Annotated in this window: 12 protein-coding genes and 3 pseudogenes; 2 read left to right on the forward strand and 13 right to left on the reverse strand. The window is 45.0% G+C overall.

Annotation, left to right across the window (positions count from 1 at the left end):
* Positions 1–11: 11 nt before the first annotated feature.
* The 12 genes and pseudogenes from BM528_RS02200 to BM528_RS02245 form a co-directional block, all read right to left on the reverse strand.
* Positions 12–1,223, reverse strand: a complete 1,212-nt coding sequence (locus BM528_RS02200; protein ID WP_071978470.1) for an alginate export family protein — start codon at positions 1,221–1,223, stop codon at positions 12–14.
* A 92-nt stretch (positions 1,224–1,315) separates the two neighbouring features.
* Positions 1,316–2,164 (reverse strand): ABC transporter ATP-binding protein, encoded by an 849-nt coding sequence (locus BM528_RS02205; RefSeq protein ID WP_071978471.1) that lies wholly within the window; start codon positions 2,162–2,164, stop codon positions 1,316–1,318.
* 29 nt (positions 2,165–2,193) lie between these two features.
* Positions 2,194–3,111, reverse strand: coding sequence for an ABC transporter permease (locus BM528_RS02210; RefSeq protein WP_232230626.1), 918 nt, complete (start codon positions 3,109–3,111; stop codon positions 2,194–2,196).
* 107 nt (positions 3,112–3,218) lie between these two features.
* The gene (locus tag BM528_RS02215) at positions 3,219–4,622 is read right to left on the reverse strand and encodes a CmpA/NrtA family ABC transporter substrate-binding protein (protein WP_071978472.1); all 1,404 of its coding nucleotides are present in this window, start codon (positions 4,620–4,622) and stop codon (positions 3,219–3,221) included.
* A gap of 385 nt (positions 4,623–5,007) precedes the next feature.
* Positions 5,008–5,904: a uroporphyrinogen-III C-methyltransferase gene (cobA, locus tag BM528_RS02220; protein WP_071978473.1), complete on the reverse strand. Its 897-nt coding sequence runs from the start codon at positions 5,902–5,904 to the stop codon at positions 5,008–5,010.
* Positions 5,901–6,503 (reverse strand): (2Fe-2S)-binding protein, encoded by a 603-nt coding sequence (locus BM528_RS19025; protein WP_442855907.1) that lies wholly within the window; start codon positions 6,501–6,503, stop codon positions 5,901–5,903. Before BM528_RS19025 ends, cobA begins: the two co-directional genes overlap by 4 nt.
* A gap of 54 nt (positions 6,504–6,557) precedes the next feature.
* Positions 6,558–7,196 (reverse strand): annotated as a pseudogene (locus tag BM528_RS19030) (molybdopterin oxidoreductase family protein); the annotation flags it as partial.
* A gap of 3 nt (positions 7,197–7,199) precedes the next feature.
* Positions 7,200–8,681: pseudogene (locus tag BM528_RS19035) on the reverse strand (molybdopterin-dependent oxidoreductase); the annotation flags it as partial.
* A 23-nt stretch (positions 8,682–8,704) separates the two neighbouring features.
* Positions 8,705–9,061, reverse strand: a complete 357-nt coding sequence (gene nirD / locus BM528_RS02230) for a nitrite reductase small subunit NirD (RefSeq protein ID WP_071978475.1) — start codon at positions 9,059–9,061, stop codon at positions 8,705–8,707.
* Between the two features lie 9 nt (positions 9,062–9,070).
* The gene (gene nirB / locus BM528_RS02235; protein WP_071978476.1) at positions 9,071–11,620 is read right to left on the reverse strand and encodes a nitrite reductase large subunit NirB; all 2,550 of its coding nucleotides are present in this window, start codon (positions 11,618–11,620) and stop codon (positions 9,071–9,073) included.
* 306 nt (positions 11,621–11,926) lie between these two features.
* A complete protein-coding gene (locus tag BM528_RS02240) occupies positions 11,927–13,636 on the reverse strand; it encodes a bifunctional protein-serine/threonine kinase/phosphatase (protein WP_083595172.1) in 1,710 nt (569 codons plus the stop codon).
* 3 nt (positions 13,637–13,639) lie between these two features.
* Entirely contained in the window at positions 13,640–14,503 is an 864-nt protein-coding gene (locus tag BM528_RS02245; protein WP_071978477.1) for a formate/nitrite transporter family protein, read from the reverse strand.
* 482 nt (positions 14,504–14,985) lie between these two features.
* Here BM528_RS02245 and BM528_RS02250 point away from each other — a divergent pair, with 482 nt between their 5' ends.
* Both BM528_RS02250 and moeA read left to right on the forward strand, forming a co-directional pair.
* On the forward strand, positions 14,986–16,269 hold the full coding sequence (locus tag BM528_RS02250; protein WP_198033590.1) for a nitrate regulatory protein: 1,284 nt from the start codon (positions 14,986–14,988) through the stop codon (positions 16,267–16,269).
* Positions 16,270–16,293: 24 nt separating this feature from the next.
* Positions 16,294–17,535 carry a molybdopterin molybdotransferase MoeA gene (gene moeA / locus BM528_RS02255; RefSeq protein WP_071978479.1) on the forward strand — a complete coding sequence of 414 codons (1,242 nt, stop codon included), beginning with the start codon at positions 16,294–16,296 and terminating at the stop codon, positions 17,533–17,535.
* A 376-nt stretch (positions 17,536–17,911) separates the two neighbouring features.
* On the opposite strand, the pseudogene BM528_RS18715 reads toward moeA, so the two are convergent.
* Positions 17,912–18,058, reverse strand: a pseudogene (locus tag BM528_RS18715) (transposase); the annotation flags it as partial.
* Positions 18,059–18,100: the final 42 nt, after the last annotated feature.

An 18,100-nucleotide genomic window follows, 5' to 3' on the forward strand; every position in this document is an offset into this window, starting at 1 on the left:
GATTTTGGCGATTAAAACTTCGTTGAAACCCACACCCATACTCGCTCGGTATCAACACTGAAATCTTGCGCTGAATAATTTGCATATTTGACACCTAAATTGAACTTTTCAGCCACTTTAGTTGTGTACAAAAAGTTTATTTCATTACCAAAATCATCAATGGCAATGGCTGCCTCATCGGCGTCGAATTGATGGTAAATCGCAGTCCATTTACCTCCTGCAAACCTCGTTGAAATTGTGGCAGAAAAATCTTTCAGACCCTGAGTTGGCGTATTCAAAAATTGATCAGACCAACCATTGAATTTATGCAATGTGGATAAGGGAGTAGCAAAACCGTAGTTGCCGTCGTCAGAGCCAAGTACCTCGTACCCTAATTTCGCCGTAATGCCAGATACAACAGCACCGCCCTCAAGCAACGTGTACGTAGCATCGAAATCTGTAGTGTCGGTTTGCGCGCTTTGCGTTGCCACCTCTGCGGTATAAAGCCATTTAATAGTATCTGTTTTATAAGCACCCGCAAAACGCAGGCCGTAAGTATCAAGGGCGTTCTCAACATCGTTATCTATTTCGAGTAAATACGCATAGGCCGTTAATTTACCTATATTGTTGCTATAACTTACATTTAGAAAATGATCCTTTGAATCAAAATCTGCGGCTTCTGCAAAAATACGATTGCGCTGATTAACATAAGCATAAAAGGCGTGGATGTTATCGCTCACTTTATAATTTACCGATATGCCATCAAAGGTTTGACGGTCTTGACGCCATGCAACGCTACCAATAAAGCGGTGAGTGTCTAGTGCGATAACTTGCCGCCCTGCCTTTACCTTTATATTGTCGCTTCTGTATTGAATATAGGCTTGATCAAGCTCAGTAGTTTCGGGGTCTGCAATCACAGAATATTCACCAACATTATAACCTGTTGGCCCGACGGTATAGTCACCTTGGCCCAGCACTATTCTGCTGTCTTCCATTTCTACTTTAAATGAAAAGCCGTTGTACTCACCCGATTCAATACCGGCGAAAGTACGCAGCGTTAGTGCATTAGCATCGCTTAGCGCATTATCTTGAGAGGCGCCCTCATAACGTAAGTAAAAGTCTGCGCTTGCTTTAATGTCTGATAGCGCCTCGTACCAATCGGCCGCTTGAGCAATCGGCGCTAACGCCATTGCGATGCCAATTGAGAGTATCCCCCGTGTACTTATTTTTGCTGCAATTTTCATAGTGAATTCCTAAATTTTGTGTGAGAGAACCTGACCCGGCCTCAAAGAGTCGAGCTAACCAATTGTTTTTTATTGCTTGTTGTATTTAAGTGCTATGCAGCGTCGCTATCTTTTGACGCGTTCTTTTGCTTTGTTTTTTTATAGTTTGAAACTGGCTCAACTTTTTTTTGCTTTTCGTACAAAAAGGTAAGCACCTCATGCCGGTAATGGTTGTATTCTGGGTTATCCGCCAGTACTAAACGGTCTCGAGGGCGAGGTAGATTGACCTCAAGAACTTCACCAATAGTGGCCGATGGCCCATTTGTCATCATTACGATGCGATCAGACAGCAACACCGCCTCATCCACATCATGTGTGATCATAATAACCGTGTTACCAAGTTCGGCGTGGATATCCATCAATGAGTCTTGTAAATGCGCGCGGGTAAGTGCATCTAACGCGCCAAAAGGCTCGTCCATCAGCAATACTTTTGGTTCCATGGCTAGGGCACGAGCAATACCTACCCGTTGCTTCATACCGCCCGAAATCTCTGACGGCAGCTTATCAAGTGCATGGGTCATATGAACGAGTTCAAGGTTATGCAAAATCCAATCGCGAATATCCTTTTTCGATTTACTTTTCTGCGTTTGTTTAACCGCGAGTTCCACGTTTTTATACACAGATAGCCACGGCAGTAGCGAATGATTTTGAAACACGACAGCACGTTCTGGACCGGGCTCTTTTACCTCGCATCCATCTAAAATAACACCACCATTTGTAGCCTGATGTAGGCCTGCAACAATATTTAATACTGTCGACTTACCGCAGCCTGAATGACCAATTAGCGAAATAAATTCACCCTTCTTTATTTTCAGATTTACGTCGGTAAGGGCGGTAAAAGGCCCTTTGGGCGTGGGGAAATCAATACCCACTTGTGATAGCTCTAAATGTTTGTTTTGCATAATTTATTCCTCTTGTAAGCGTTGCTCAATTATCGCAACACCGAGTTTTTATCCCAGCTTGCGAAGCGCTGAACAGCTAACATCAAACGATCGAGCATGAAGCCAATAATACCGATGGTAATAACTGCCACCATAATTCTTGCTAACGACTCAGAGCTACCATTTTGAAATTCATCCCATACAAACTTACCCAATCCAGGGTTTTGAGCCAGCATTTCAGCAGCGATAAGCACCATCCAACCGATGCCTAGGGACAAACGTAGACCTGTGAATATCATGGGAATAGAAGCCGGCAACACAATTTTTTGTACATGTTTTAAAGGTGTTAATCGCAATACTTTACTCACGTTAACTAGGTCTGAATCGATATTGGATACACCTACCGCCGTATTGACCAACGTTGGCCATAAGCAACACAAAGACACGGTGACTGCCGAGGTGATAAACGATTTTGAAAACATGGGGTCGTTGCTAACATAAAGGGCACTAACTACCATCGTTACCAACGGCAGCCAGGCCAAGGGAGAAACAGGTTTAAATATTTGAATGAGCGGATTCATCGCAGCATAAGCAGACTTACTGAGTCCGCACAAAATACCTGCCGGCACTGCTATTACGCTAGCAATAAAAAAGCCCACCATGACCGTGTACAAGCTAGTCCAAATTTGGTCAAAAAAGGTTGGAGCACCGGTAAACTCGCGAATTTTAGGCACGTAGCTTTCGTCTTGCGCCAAACGCTTGGCATTTCGTACCTCTTGACGTTCATAGAAGGCTTCGGCTTTTTCTCGCTGCGTGTTGTGCTCGCTAACAAGCACAATACTCTGTTCCCATACCTGTGCAGGCCCTGGAAATTGCCCTAACGACGTATCAATAGATTTTGAAACACCATTCCAAACGGCTAAAAATAACAGTATACCGACCAATGGCATGAGCAATTTAGGTAGCATTGAAACAAGTTGAGTTATCTTGCTTTTGCCGTCTAGCTGGCCAATTTGGCTTATTGCCTGTACCGATTTACTCATGGTTATGCCTCTTTGTGTATAGGTCAACACGGTTAAAGTACCGTGTCACCTTTAAGTCCAATTGAAAATTGCTCGAGATATCCATTTGGCTTCGTTCCATCAAACGTCACATTATCGATAAATTCAGTTTGCGGCGGTTTAAAACCAGTCTCAGAGGCAAAGTCGGGAAAGTCTGACGCTTTTGCTAAGCCATCCTTGATAAGCGCTTTTGCAGCCCTGGTGTAGATATCAGGTCGGTAGACATTTTTGGCCGTCTCTAAATACCAGTTATCAGATTTAGGCTCAGAAATTTGGCCCCAGCGACGCATTTGTGTGAGATACCAGATAGCATCGCTATAGTAGGGATACGTAGCGTTATGGCGGAAAAATACGTTGAAGTCGGGTATGTCTCGCTTATCGCCTTTTTCATATTCGAAAGTGCCGGTCATACTGTTGGCGATAACTTCTTCGTCGGCACCTACATAGCTACTTTTCGCAAGCATTTTTACAGCTTCCGGCCTGTTGGCGTTGTTATTGGCATCAAGCCACATAGCAGCACGGATCATCGCCTTTACCACGCGAATGTGAGTGTTTGGGTTTTCTTCTGCCCACTGACTGCTTACACCGAATACTTTTTCTGGGTTATTTTTCCAAATTTCATAGTCGGTGATCACCGGCACACCGATGTCTTTAAATACCGCCTGCTGATTCCATGGTTCGCCCACGCAGTACCCATTAATTGTGCCAGCTTCCATTGTGGCAGGCATCTGAGGTGGTGGTGTTACAGATAGAAGTGCTTGGGCATCGATTTGACCTGAGGTATCCCCTTTGTGCGGTGCGTAATACCCGGGATGAATTCCTCCTGCCGCTAGCCAATAACGAAGTTCGTAATTGTGCGTAGAAACCGGAAACACCATACCCATTTTAAAAGGTTTGCCCGCTTCTTTATAACTGTCTACAACGGGTTTTAGGTAATCAGCTTTAATAGGGTGAACCGGCTTTCCATCCTCATGAGGAATCGCCTTTTTCATATCAGCCCACACATCGTTCGACACAGTAATGCCGTTGCCGTTTAAGTCCATGCTAAAAGCAGTAACAATATGAGACTGCGTGCCATAACCAATAGTGGCGCCTAGTGGTTGCCCGGCTAACATATGCGCGCCATCAAGCTGACCATCTATCACTCTGTCTAACAGGACCTTCCAGTTTGCTTGCGCTTCCAATGTGACATACAGCCCTTCGTCTTCGAAGTATCCTTTCTCGTAAGCTACTGCCAGTGGTGCCATATCAGTCAGCTTAATAAATCCGAATTTAAGCTCTTCTTTTTCTGGCCATCCAAGTTCTTGCGCGTTCACAGTAGTAACCGATGCCAACAGCGATACTGAAAATAATGCAGCTACTAAAGAGAGTGCACCGGCTGGTTTTCTGCGTTTTCTATTTACAATAATTGATAACATTTACTTTCCTTTAGCCAAAAAAAAACCACCCGCTATGGATAACCGTGTTATCAATAGCGGGTAGGCTTCGTTGCCGAATGTTTCGTTACTAAGATGAAGTAACAAAACACTAAATTTTGTTTAAAAGCTCGCCCTAATAAAAAACAAGCATTATGGCGGAGCTTCCTGTGTGTACCAAAAGTGAATTAAACACTTTTAATACTACCACCTACTTTGTACTGTTCACGTTTAGTGCCAAAAATATAAAGATATATTTTTCAAACACTTAGATTGTGCACCTCTTTTTACACTCATTGGTTTGACTGAAATTAGTGCATTTGCTGCACAATAATCATCCGTTGCTTTTCTCTAAGTCCGTTCATTCAACTTTCAGCTAAAGATGTCTCTACTGACTTATTGTGCTCTCGTTCATTAAATCTGCCGACACCGCTTGTCGCGCTGCTACCACCTCACCAATAATCACCAGTGCAGGACCGGCTACTACCGCATCAAGAACCCGTTGATAAATAGTTGTTATTGTCCCCGTTACCACCTGCTGCTCAGGGCAACATGCATTTTCTATTACCGCAACAGGTAATCCACTATCAATACCTTCGTCGATAAGCTTTTCAGAAAGTTGCTGTAACCGTTTAAGCCCCATGTAAATAACAGTTGTTTCATGTTTTGCACTGTTAGCAATAGCAGTCCAATCGGCCTGCTTTTCTGGGTTTTGAAATTGCGCGGTCATAAATTTTACCGACTGGGCAAATCGTCTATCGGTAAGGGGAATACCCGTATAGGCAGAAGCGCCAGAGGCCGCCGTAATGCCCGGCACAATGGCAAACTTTATGCCTGCACTGTGAAGCGCCATTGTTTCTTCACTAGTACGCGCAAAAATGGCAGGGTCGCCTCCTTTTAGTCGTACCACTCGCTTGCCTTCAAGGCCTAGTTCAACCAAGCGCTGACAAATCATAGTTTGTGGCATGCTGTGTTTACCGCACCGCTTACCCACAAACTCTTTACTTATATGACGTGGTATACAGTCTAATACTGACTGGCTAACCAACCAATCAAACAGTACCACATCAGCGGTTTGTAAAAGGCGGTGTGCTTTAAGGGTTAAAAGCTCGGCGTCACCGGGTCCGGCACCAACGATAAACACCTCGCCCCTGTGTTTTCTATTGCTGTGTATAGCAGAAGGCGTAGTAGTATCAATGCCAGTATCGCGATTGATAAACGCGCTTTGAATACGAAATAAGGCGCTATGCAAAGCACCAGAGAAGGCATGTAATCGAGCGTTCATAATAGGGTTTCCTCTGTCACCGGCGTATTGGCCGATGTGTCATCATTGTTCGGTTTAGGTAATGTACTGGCTTTGTGATTAGCAGAAAGTAATGAAGCCAACTCCGTTTTACATGAACCGCAGTTAGTTCCACATTTAAGTGCAGTACCTAACCCGCTTACACTGTTAGTGCCCTGTTCAATCGCTGTAGTAATGGTTTTTTCGCGCACGCTGAAGCAACTGCACACAATCTTACCTAGCATAAAAGCTTCGTCGGGTTGCTGATGCAATAGGCTGTTTATTTGTGCCTGCGTTAGCGCATCGTCACTATTGAACATACTTTCTAGCCAATCGGTAGGTATAGACAATGAAGATGCATTGAGCATGATACTCAACACCACTTTTCCTTTGTGTGTGGCGACTAATGAACATTGATTTGCACATTGAAAGGTATACCACTGGGTATTTTGTGGTAACAGCGGTACAACATTGTTTAACAGCTGCATTGGGGGAACTATGTCGGCGATTTGGGTGCACGACAGACTACCTGAGGTAGTGTCAAGCCAGTAATAGCATGACGTTTTTATAGCATCAACCAAAGCGCTTTCGCCAAACAACATTCCCAATGTGGCGGCATCAAAAGGGGTAGCGCTGACCGCGCCGTGTTTCAACTCAGGCTGGCCCGATAACGCATCGTTTGCCCCGCTAAGAAGCGCACCCACTTTGCAATGCGATCCCCATGTAGCTGACCAATGAAAAGGGGCGAACAGCTCGCCAGTTCGCTGCCTATCGTCAAGTTTAGCAGGCAATATAACCTTGATCTCGCCACTGCAAGCCGCGTGGAGCACTACCAGCGAACCATCGCTAATACCTTTAAGTTTTGCGTCATCTGGATGAATGCTGAGCCATGGCCGATCGATATGTTTAAGCAAACGCGACGCGTTGCCAGTTCGTGTCATGGTATGCCACTGATCGCGCACTCGCCCTGTATTAAGAATAAAAGGATACTGCTTGCAGGTTTGTTGTTCAGGCTTTTGGGGCGTTATTGCTATAAAACGGGCTTTACCGTCTTTGGTGTAATACTCACCATTTGCAAATAATCGTTCACAGCCTATGCGATGTGCAGATTCAAGAGGCCATTGTTGGGGCCGTAATGCGTCATACTCAGCTATAGTTAAATTGGCAAGCGGGCCTAAATCAAGCGCACGAGCGCCATTATTATTTGCAGAGGTTAGCGCGCAGTGCTCGTTAAAAATTTGCTGCGGATGATGATAATTAAAGGCATCTTTAAACCCCATAGCGCGCGCCACCATACTGATGATTTGCCAGTCGTGTTTTGCCTCGCCAATAGGGGCTAGTAAGCCGCGCTGCCTGGAGATGCGTCGCTCAGAATTAGTTACGGTGCCGTTTTTCTCTGACCACCCCGTGGCAGGCAATACAATATCAGCAAAGCGCAGCGTATCATTTTTAGCCGCAGTCTCAGACACAATCACTAATTCGCAATTGGCCAGCGCCTTTTCAACTAGAGCCCTGTTTGGCATGCTTGCAACGGGGTTAGTTGCCATTATCCACAAGCATTTAAGCTTGCCATCGGCGGCGGCTTGAAACATATCGACGGCTTTTAAACCCGGTTTGGTAATTAAATTTGGCGCCTGCCAAAACGTACTTACTGTTTGGTGATGCTCAGGGTCGTCAATATCCATATGCGCCGCTAGCATAGTCGATAAACCACCTACTTCTCGCCCTCCCATAGCGTTGGGTTGGCCGGTAATTGAAAACGGACCACATCCCTCTCGGCCTATTTTCCCGCTGGCTAAGTGGCAGTTTATAATAGCGTTTCCTTTATCAACACCAGTGGTAGATTGATTAATACCCATCGAAAAGAAGCTGATGACGCGCGGTAATTCAGCAAACCAATTAAACAGAGTATTTAAATACTCTTGTGGCACATCGCAAGCTTCAGATACGGCTTCCAGAGACCAGGATGACGCTGCTTTTAGTGCATCATCAAACCCATTTGTAGATGCCTCAATAAATGGTTTATCTAAGGCGTTATTGTCTGCTAAGTAATTAAGCAAACCGCAAAATAAGGCACTGTCTGAGCCTGGCCGAAGGGCTATATGTAAGTCTGCTAGCGTGTTGCTGTCGGTGCGACGAGGGTCGATAATTACCACCTTCATTGCAGGGTTTCTAAGTTTAGCGCGCTCAATACGCTGATAAAGCACGGGGTGGGTCCACGCCGCATTACTGCCTATCAAAATCAGTAAGTCAGTGTGCTCTAAATCGTCGTAGTTACAGGGCACAATATCCTCGCCAAAGGCGCGTTTATAGGCCACTACCGCCGATGACATACACAATCTCGAATTCGTATCAATATTCGCCGTGCCAATAAAGCCTTTCATCAACTTATTGGCCACGTAGTAATCTTCTGTCAGTAACTGACCCGAACCATACAATCCGATAGCATCAGGCCCATACTGCTCAATGATCTGTGTTAAACGCCCAGCAATCTCCTTGGTTGCCGTGTCCCAAGTCGCAACTTGACCAAAAACAACAGGTTGAGTTAAGCGCTTGTGCTTATCAAGGGTTTCTAATAAGTGGGTGCCTTTAATACAGAGTCGACCGTAATTTGCAGGGTGTTCAGGACTTCCCGTAAGTTGGCTTAACTGCCCTTGCATGCCACCACGCTGAATAACATCGACGCCACAACCAACGCCACAGTACGGACAGGTAGTTTGCAGCAACCTGTCGTCTTGACAAGCGTGGTTGGGTGGCGTTGGTGTAGGTGTTGTAGTCATAATCAATCTGATTGGCTAATGTGCTATAACGATGCGACTAAAACACGGTTTTGCTCTACCCGTATTTCATATGATTGTATGCCGACATCGTCCCGTTCTAGGCATTTCCCCGTGGCAAGTACGTAATGCTCTTTGTAAAGCGGTGATGCCACTACAATGTTGCCTTGTAAAGTGCCCACAATACCGCGATACAAAACATTAGCTTGCCCAACCGGATCCCAATTACTAACACCGAAATACTGAGTATTGCCTTCTATGTGAATTTTAAAAAGAGCGATTTGCTTGCCCTCAAGCAACACACACACACCACTATTTGTGACAAGATCGTCGGTATGACACACATCGTTCCACGTTGTTAATACCTCAGCCTGAGCCTGCATAAATTTCTCCTAAATGATATCTACTGGAATGGCTTGTTGACCTGCGTATTTTTCGGCGCTGGTGGCAGGACGAATTTGATCTCTTTCGGTAACAAACTGAATGTTTGAGTCGGTTTCGTCGCTGTTTACAAACTGGCGGAACCGTTTAAGCGCCTCAGGCGATTCAATGGTGGTTTTCCATTCGCACTGATAGCTGTCGGTAATATGTTGCATTTGAGCCTCAAGGTCGTCACAAATACCAAGCGAATCGTCGATAACCACCGACTTGAGGTAGTCCAACCCACCTTCAAGGTTCTCCATCCACACCGAGGTGCGCTGAAGCCGATCGGCAGTTTTTGTGTAAAACATCAGCACGCGGTCGATGTATTTCACCAGTGTTGCGTCATCTAAATCGGTGGCGAATAGGTCGGCATGGCGTGGCTTCATGCCACCATTACCGCAGACGTAAAGGTTCCAACCGTTTTCCGTTGCAATAATGCCAATGTCTTTCCCTTGAGCCTCTGCGCATTCACGTGTGCATCCCGATACTCCAAATTTAATTTTATGCGGTGCACGTAGGCCCTTATAGCGGTTTTCTAAATCGATAGCTTGGCCAACTGAGTCTTGCACACCAAACCTACACCACGTGCTGCCCACACAAGATTTAACTGTACGTAACGACTTCGCATAGGCATGTCCGGTCTCAAAACCACCGGCCACTAATTTTTGCCAAATTGCAGGGAGTTGCTCTACGCGTGCGCCAAATAAGTCAACGCGCTGACCGCCTGTAATTTTGGTGTAAAGGTTGTATTCTTTTGCAACTTCGCCCAATAAAATGAGCTTATCTGGAGTAATTTCACCACCAGCTACCCGCGGCACAACAGAGTAAGTGCCGTCTTTTTGCATGTTGCCCAAATAAGTATCGTTAGTGTCTTGAAGTGGCTGGTGCGCCTGACGAAGAATATAATCGTTCCATACCGACGCAAATATCGATGCTGCGGCCGGTTTACAAATTTCGCAGCCCAACCCTTTACCATGCTTCTCAAGCAGCTCGTCAAACGTCTCAATATTTTCTACTTGAATAAGGTGATAGAGCTCTTGGCGAGTGTGATTGAAATGTTCGCAAATGGCTTTAGATACTTCTACGCCCCGTTTCTCTAGTTCGGCATCGACAACGTTTTTAAGTAATGCCGAACATCCTCCGCAGCCCGTACTCGCTTTTGTGCACGACCTTATATCGCCTAAAGAGCAACTGCCGCTTTCGATAGCCTCGACAATATCGCCTTTAGATACGTTGTGACATGAACAAATAGTGGCGCTATCGCCAAGGGCATCGGCCCCTAACAAGGGCTTTTCCCCTGAGGAAGGTAATATCAGTGCTTCTGGCGCGTCGGGCAGCGCAATGTTGTTTAGGGCATATTGCAACAAGGTATCGTAATCGCTGGTATCACCGATAAGCACCGCACCTATTACTTGGGTTTTGGTTTCATCTACAACAAGCTTTTTGTACACGCCTGCAGGTTGGTCGTGGTAGGTGTATACCAACGCCCCTGGAGTTTTGCCGTGAGCATCGCCAATAGACCCCACTTCAACACCCATTAGCTTGAGCTTGGTGCTCATATCCGCACCTGCAAATTCGCCCTCACTGTTGGTAAGACTTGCAGCGGCGGCGCGAGCCATGGCGTACCCTGGAGCTACTAAGCCGTAAATACGATTTTCCCACAATGCGCATTCACCAATCGCGTACACGTTAGGATCGGAGGTTATACATTGATTATCGATAACGATACCGCCGCGTTCACCCACTACTAAATCAAATTCACGGGCTAACTGATCACTAGGTCGTATACCGGCAGAAAATAACACCATATCGGTCTCAAGATGTGAACCATCAGAAAATTTCATTCGGTAGCGGCACTGCTCGCCAGCCTCGATGACTTCCGTGGCTTTTTGTGTATGTACTTGTACGCCGAGCGCTTCAATTTTATCTTTAAGCAGTGTGCCTCCCATTGCATCAAGCTGCACCGCCATTAACTGTGGTGCAAATTCAACCACATGTGTTTCTAGGCCTGCAGATTTAAGCGCGTTTGCTGCTTCAAGCCCAAGTAGACCACCTCCCACAACAACGCCTATTTTACTTTGTGCTGCAGAGGCACTGATAGATTCAAGATCTTCAATGGTGCGATACACCAAACAATGTTCTTGCTCGTTGCCAGGAATAGGAGGCACAAAAGGGTAAGAACCTGTCGCTAACACGAGTTTATCGTAGGGATATGAAGTACCGTCTTTAGTTGTCACGACTTGATGGGAACGATCAATATTAGTTACCCACGCACCGGTAACTGCGTTCACCCCCCACTGCTGATACGTTTTTTCGTCGGTAAGTGCTAAATCGGCTGCGGTTTTACCCGTAAAGTACGACGATAAGTAAACGCGATCGTAAGCTAACCGGCCCTCTCCACTTAACACAGTAATATGGTAGTCGGCTTTGCTGTTTATAAGTTGCTCAACAAAGTGATGGCCAACCATACCGTTGCCAATTATCACTATGCGTTGTTGCTGCTGTGAGGAAAGCGTCATCTCGTTCACCTTTATTTAAAGCAAAAAAAAGCCCGCAACCATTCCTGGTTGCGGGCTTCATTGCCTGATTAAGTACAGTATTAATTGTGTTGTTACTCGATGATACCTAGGTACCTAGTCGAGACTATGAAAATAATAATACAAGTATAGTGCCAATGCTTTTCATCACTATATTACAAAGACTTAGCCGTATAGCTTTGGCGTAGACCCAGTGATATCGCACCATTAGAAAGCAAAAAAGATTATTTATGGTGCATTAGCGTAGTACTGAATAACTCACTGCCTTTACGCAGCTGGAGCCGCTCGCTAAGTATAATGAACAACGAACACAACAATGAGCAATACCAGCAATACGCCAGACACGGTTTGCCATGCCCGCACTGGATGTTGCTCCATCAGGGGCAAGCTTTTACGGTAAGACGGATTAGGGTGATTTAAGTCGTATAGAAATTCAGACAAGCTCGGATAGCGTTTCGACGCTTTAGGATGACAAGCCCGTTTCAGCGCTTCGTCAACCCACATAGGGACAGCAACATTTCGTTGTAGCAGACTGATATAGCGCAATTTAAGTAGCCCTGCGTAGTTGCTCTTCTTGGCAACGTTACTGTTAAAGGGGTACTCGCCACTTAATAAAAAATATAAGACCACTGCTAAAGAAAATTGATCAGCGCTTTCATCAGGCCACAGCCCTACAAAGTATTCCGGAGCGGTGAACAATAGATCGCCAGGAATGCCAAGCTGCTCATCACTTTGCGAAACATGATAACCCGCTATGCTCGCGGCACCAAAGTCTACCAGTGTAATTTTACCGTTTTCATCAACCATGATGTTATCCGGTTTGATATCTTGATGAAGCACGTCTTGCCGATGCAGTGCCGTTAGGCCGCTAACGATTTGCGCACTCCAGTCTCGAACCTCAGAAAGAGAGACACTACCAACGTCGTCTCGATATTGGCGTAAACTTATTCCGGGTGTGTACGCCATGGCAATATAAAAGTAATGTCGTAAAAAAGGGGACGTGTAATTTTTAAGGACATTGTCATGTTGGACGCGCGCACCAACCCATTCTTCTTTCACCACTTCATCTAAAAAGCTCTCGTTATCGTGCATCGACTTTGCAGGAATTTTTAACACTGCCTGATAATTGTGGAGATTATGCTTAGCAAGAAAAACCAGACTGCGTTCACTGGTATATAACTGCCGCTGTATTGTCCAATCGTCTATGACATCGTTTGATTTGGGCGTATCTAAAAAAGGAAGGAAGCCATTTGAGGCATAATGTACTTTCTCTTCCTTGGCAATGGATAGTACCTCAAGCAGCACTACAGTGACGTTATCGTCGCAATCTGCATTCAGTGCTGCTTGCGCTATGTGCTGTGCACTCAAGTCGATACTAGACGTATTATGCTGATGTATTGCGTACCATGTTTTTGGTGACAAGGTATCCGCTATGCCATCTGTCATCAATACAAATGTATCGCTAGGCGCAAGCGTTAGGATCGCCATATCAATGCTTAAGTTAGGCCGAATACCGAGGGCATTACTTAAATAAGTATTTTTACCCTCGCCGGCTTCTCGGTGTTGGCGGGTGCAAAGCGTTACTTCACCGCGGTGTACGTGATAGATGCTGCTATCACCACAATGCAGTAACACCGCAGACTGTCCTTTCAAAATGACTGCACTAAAGGTACAGACATAGCCTTTATCAAGGTTTTCAAAATAAGGGCTTTGTTGGTTTTTTATGTAAAGCTCGGTGTTTATGGTACGCAGTACGTGTTGTGCCGCCCTCGACAAAGACCACACATTGCTCGTTCGTGAGAATTCACGAACGAACGTTTCAACGGCGAAGTTGCTTGCATACTGACTAACCTGACTACTACTTATTCCATCAGACACAACAGCGATAGCATCGAAATTTGCAGATAGCGAAAAATCAGGCACCACCACACAATGGTGGTCCTGATTAATCGGTTTTGTGCCTTTATTCGAAAAGGCACCATGGCGAAGGGTGATCACGGCTTATACTTTGTCATTCACTTTTGCTGCAAGCACCGTTTTGTTGCTAGCACCTGTAGCAATAACGCGTTTAGGGGCAGTGCGCACATGCGTAGAATAAATAGTCAAACCAGTAAACGCTAAGCCTCCCACTAAATTACCCAGTGCGGTAGGAATTTCATTCCAAATAAAGTAATCCATCACAGAGAACTCGCCACCCATAATTAAGCCGAACGGAAACAAAAACATGTTAACCACCGAATGCTCAAACCCCATGAAGAAGAACAGCATGATAGGCATCCACATAGCCAACACTTTACCGCTTACGTGAGTAGATATCATTGCACCAACAACACCAAGCGATACCATCCAGTTACACAACATGCCGCGAATAAAAATAGAAAACCAGCCTGCAACGCCGTGCTCTGCATACCCTAACGTTCTCGCTTCACCGATACCCGCCACCTTAGCCGCTATAGCACCACCATCAATGTTGTAGCCCATGGTAAATACAAACGACATCATAAATGCCACGCACAGCGCACCTGCAAAGTTACCTAAAAACACCAACCCCCAGTTACGTAAAATCTGCGGCCATGTCACGCCAGGTCGTTTTGCCAACCAGGCTAATGGAGTAAGCACAAAAACACCGGTAAGTAGGTCAAACCCCATGAGGTACAGCATACAAAAACCAACAGGGAAGAGTATTGCACCAATTAAAAACACCCCTGTTTGAACCGCTATGGTTATTGCAAAAACCGCGGCTAACGCCAAAATGGCCCCCGCCATAAAAGCGCGAATTAATGTGTCGCGAGTAGACATATATATTTTGGATTCGCCAGCATCAACCATCTTGGTTGCAAATTCAGAAGGAAGTAAATACGCCATACTTGATCACCTTTTCTATTGATATTAATTCCTTAGAAACATTCTTTACCTAAATTTCAGGTACAAAAAAGCGCCCGCTCTTATTTCCTAGAAAATAAGTTGCGGACGCCTTTATCCGAATATTGTTCTTAAACAATCTGCATTGTTCACAAAAAGTAAAACAATATTGATGCCAATATTGAGGCACAAACCTTTAAATGAAATTCTCTTCTATAACAGGCAATTACTCAACGCTAAGAATAAATGTGTTCGATATACCCCCCATCGTTTGCACCTGTCTCGAGAAAAAGCGCACTAATTTGGAGCATTATGTAGTGCAATCTCTTTGCTTGCTTTTGTGAACAGTCCATTATTTTTAAGCAAGCTAGTAAATAGTGGCGTCCAGCTACTTACGTAGATTATATCGATGTGAATCCCTTGCAGTTTGATTGAAGGGAACAACATTTGCATATCCTATGTATCTCTTTTCTGGATACTTCACGATGGGCCATCATAGCGATATCACAAAGCGGTTTTTTTTATTAGCCAAGCATCAAGAAATACAGGCACTGCGACACTTATCATCAAATTGCAAAATAGTGAAAGCGGTAACGGAGATGATTCATCAACTGCAGCGCGAGCGCGGTATGAGCAATGTATTTCTATGTTCACGAGGTGAACGTTTTGCAACCCAAAGGGCACAACAAGAAACCGCAAGTGAGATGAGTGAGAAAACCCTTCGCAGCTTGCTTAACGCTTTATACCTATCTAATTCTGACAATGGACTTACCATGCGATTGGTTACTACCATTACATTTGCGTTGCAAGGTATAGACAACCTTAAGGATTTGCGCAGCAAAGTGGCGATGCAGCAACTCACACCAACCGAATCGACCAATGCATTTTGTCGCCTAATTGCCGCGTTGATTGATGTGATTTTTGAAGCCGCCGACGTTGCAAACGATCCTGCTATCACTCGACTTTTAGTAGCGCTATTTAATTTTATTCAAGGTAAAGAGTATGCGGGACAAGAGCGCGCTTGTGGCGCAATTGGGTTCTCTTCGAGCCACTTCCAGCAATCTTTGTGCGATCGAATTACAGCACTGACAGACTCACAAAATCACTCGTTTGAGACGTTTAGTAAATTTGCCGATGACACAGAACTTTCTATGTGGCAGCAACAACTAGAAAGTGACCACGCCCAACACCTGAGCCGACTACGTAAAATGATTTGCGAGCTTGGCGAGACAGACACTTGCACCGCTGAGCTCAGCGAAATTTGGTATGACATAGCCACATTGCGAATTGACGCGATGCAAGACATAGAGGAACACATTACCGATAGGCTGATAGAAAAAGCAACACTTAGAATTGCTCAAGCCGAGGAGGAACTGCATAACAACGAACTGCTGATTGCTTCTTTAAATAGTAGTCCTTCCATTGAAGATACGCAAGTTTCAATGATTTACGATAGTACCGTTAGGGGTCTCTCGATGGCAGATACGAATAGTGAGGCAGGAATTACCTCAACATCACTCTCTGTAAACAAATCCTTTTACGATTTAATTCGTCAACAGGCTCAACACATTCAAGATATTGCTAATGAACTAAACGGAGCCAAACAAGCCCTAAATGAGCAAAAAGCAATTGATAGAGTAAAGCTACTATTGATGCAGCAAGGGAAGCTAAGTGAGAACCAGGCTTATAAAAAACTGCAAACTGCAGCAATGGAACAAAACATACGCATAGCCGAGTTAGCACAACGCATGCTCAACAACATCCGCTAATAAGCAGCTCTTAAGAAAAAACGTATGACAAAAAACATGACTCCACCCTCGTTGTTACGACTAGAAGACGCGGTCAAAATAATGGCGAATGCAGCAAAAACAAGCCCTGTAGAGCCAACTAAAGAATCGCTCAAATTACGTTACGCTGTAAATAGAATTGTAGCGAAGGATATTATTTCAGCAATAAACATACCTCTTAACGATAATGCTGCAATGGACGGCTACGCCCTCAAGGCCTCAAATTTAGCTGACGACAAAATATTTAAAGTTGCAGGCACTGCATACGCTGGTAATCCCTACACTAAACCGCTGGCGACTGGTGAGTGCGTGCGCATCATGACAGGTGCTGAAATTCCACCTAATGCTGATGCCGTGATAATGAAAGAGCGCGCTACAGTGACCAGCGACTCTGGTGTCAGTTTTACAGGTAAAGTGTCTTCAGGTGCGAATATCAGAAAGCGAGCAGAAGGTGTTGCTGCGGATTCTGCTGTAATTACAAAAGGCACTCGCCTTACTCCCCGTCATTTAGCGCTTATTGCATCTATAGGCGTCTCTAGCGTTGACGTCTTTAAAAAATTAACGGTGGGCGTATTTGCAACGGGTAATGAGTTAGTAGAGCCGGGTACCCCCTTACGGCCCGGGCAGAACTATGAAAGCAATCGAGTATCGGTATCATTGCTTTTAGAGCAACTTGGCGTCAATGTAATCGACTACGGAATTATTCCAGATGATCAGCATCAATTGCGCGAAACACTACGTAGTGCTGACGCTCGTTGCGATGTCGTAATAAGTAGTGGCGGAATCTCCGTAGGCGACGCTGACTATATGAAAGAGATAGTCAACCAAATGGGCAACATACTCTTTTGGAAAGTCGCTATAAAGCCAGGCAAACCTTTTACATTCGGCAGACTCACTCACTCGTGGTTTTGCGGTTTACCCGGAAACCCCGTTGCGGCTTTTGTTATTCTTGAACAACTAGTTTCTCAGTTTATTAAAGCACTACAGCAAACACATGGATTGGGCGTTCCCGTGTTCGACGCTATTGCCAATGTTGATATCGAGAAAACAACCGGAAGAGTAGACTGTCAGCGAGGATATTTTACGACATCGCAAGACGGGGTGTTGAAAGTAACGCCAAACGAACAACAAAGCTCGGCCGTATTACTATCGCTTACACAAGCGAATTGTTACATAGTGCTGGATCACGAATGTGATGGCGTTAAAAAAGGGCACAGCGTCAGAATTCAACCCTTTAGTAATGTTTAAATTGACGAGAAGCGCGAGTATAGTAAGTATTTAAGCTATTTACTACCCCTGTTACAGCTGTCTTTTTGACTAGCGAAGTTTGTTGGAATGTCGAATTGTGTCAGTTTTGTATGACGTGTTAGTTTGCAATGTTATGCGCAGATGGTCTATTGGTGCAGAAAATGGGAAATTAGAGCGCGAGTGCGTCCACCATGTAATAGCGTTTTAATTTCATTCTTGCAGTTAAGGGAACCTACGCCCCAAAGTTGAAGTCACGTTGAATATTGAATACTCGCCTTAAACGCTGTGCCCACGTCATGCGCTTGGCATGATAAGGCTTATCAGTTTGGGTATCTTCTTTATTAATAAGTTTAGGACTATCCCAGCCTCGCTGGGAAGCGGTGACTTGCGCTCGAAGGTTGCTATTGGGCGCGAATACGCCAAAAAATCGGGTTAAGTTAAGTCTTGGTGGTGGAATGAGTGCGGCTAGTTTGCCGATAAAGTCGATAGGGTGAAAGAATACATGAGTCGTACCGTCTCGATAGTGGGTGTCATATATGTACTTTATTATAGTGCGCAGTTACAG

Source organism: Alteromonas sp. RW2A1 (assembly GCF_001886475.1).
GTDB classification, from domain to species: Bacteria; Pseudomonadota; Gammaproteobacteria; order Enterobacterales; family Alteromonadaceae; genus Alteromonas; species Alteromonas hispanica.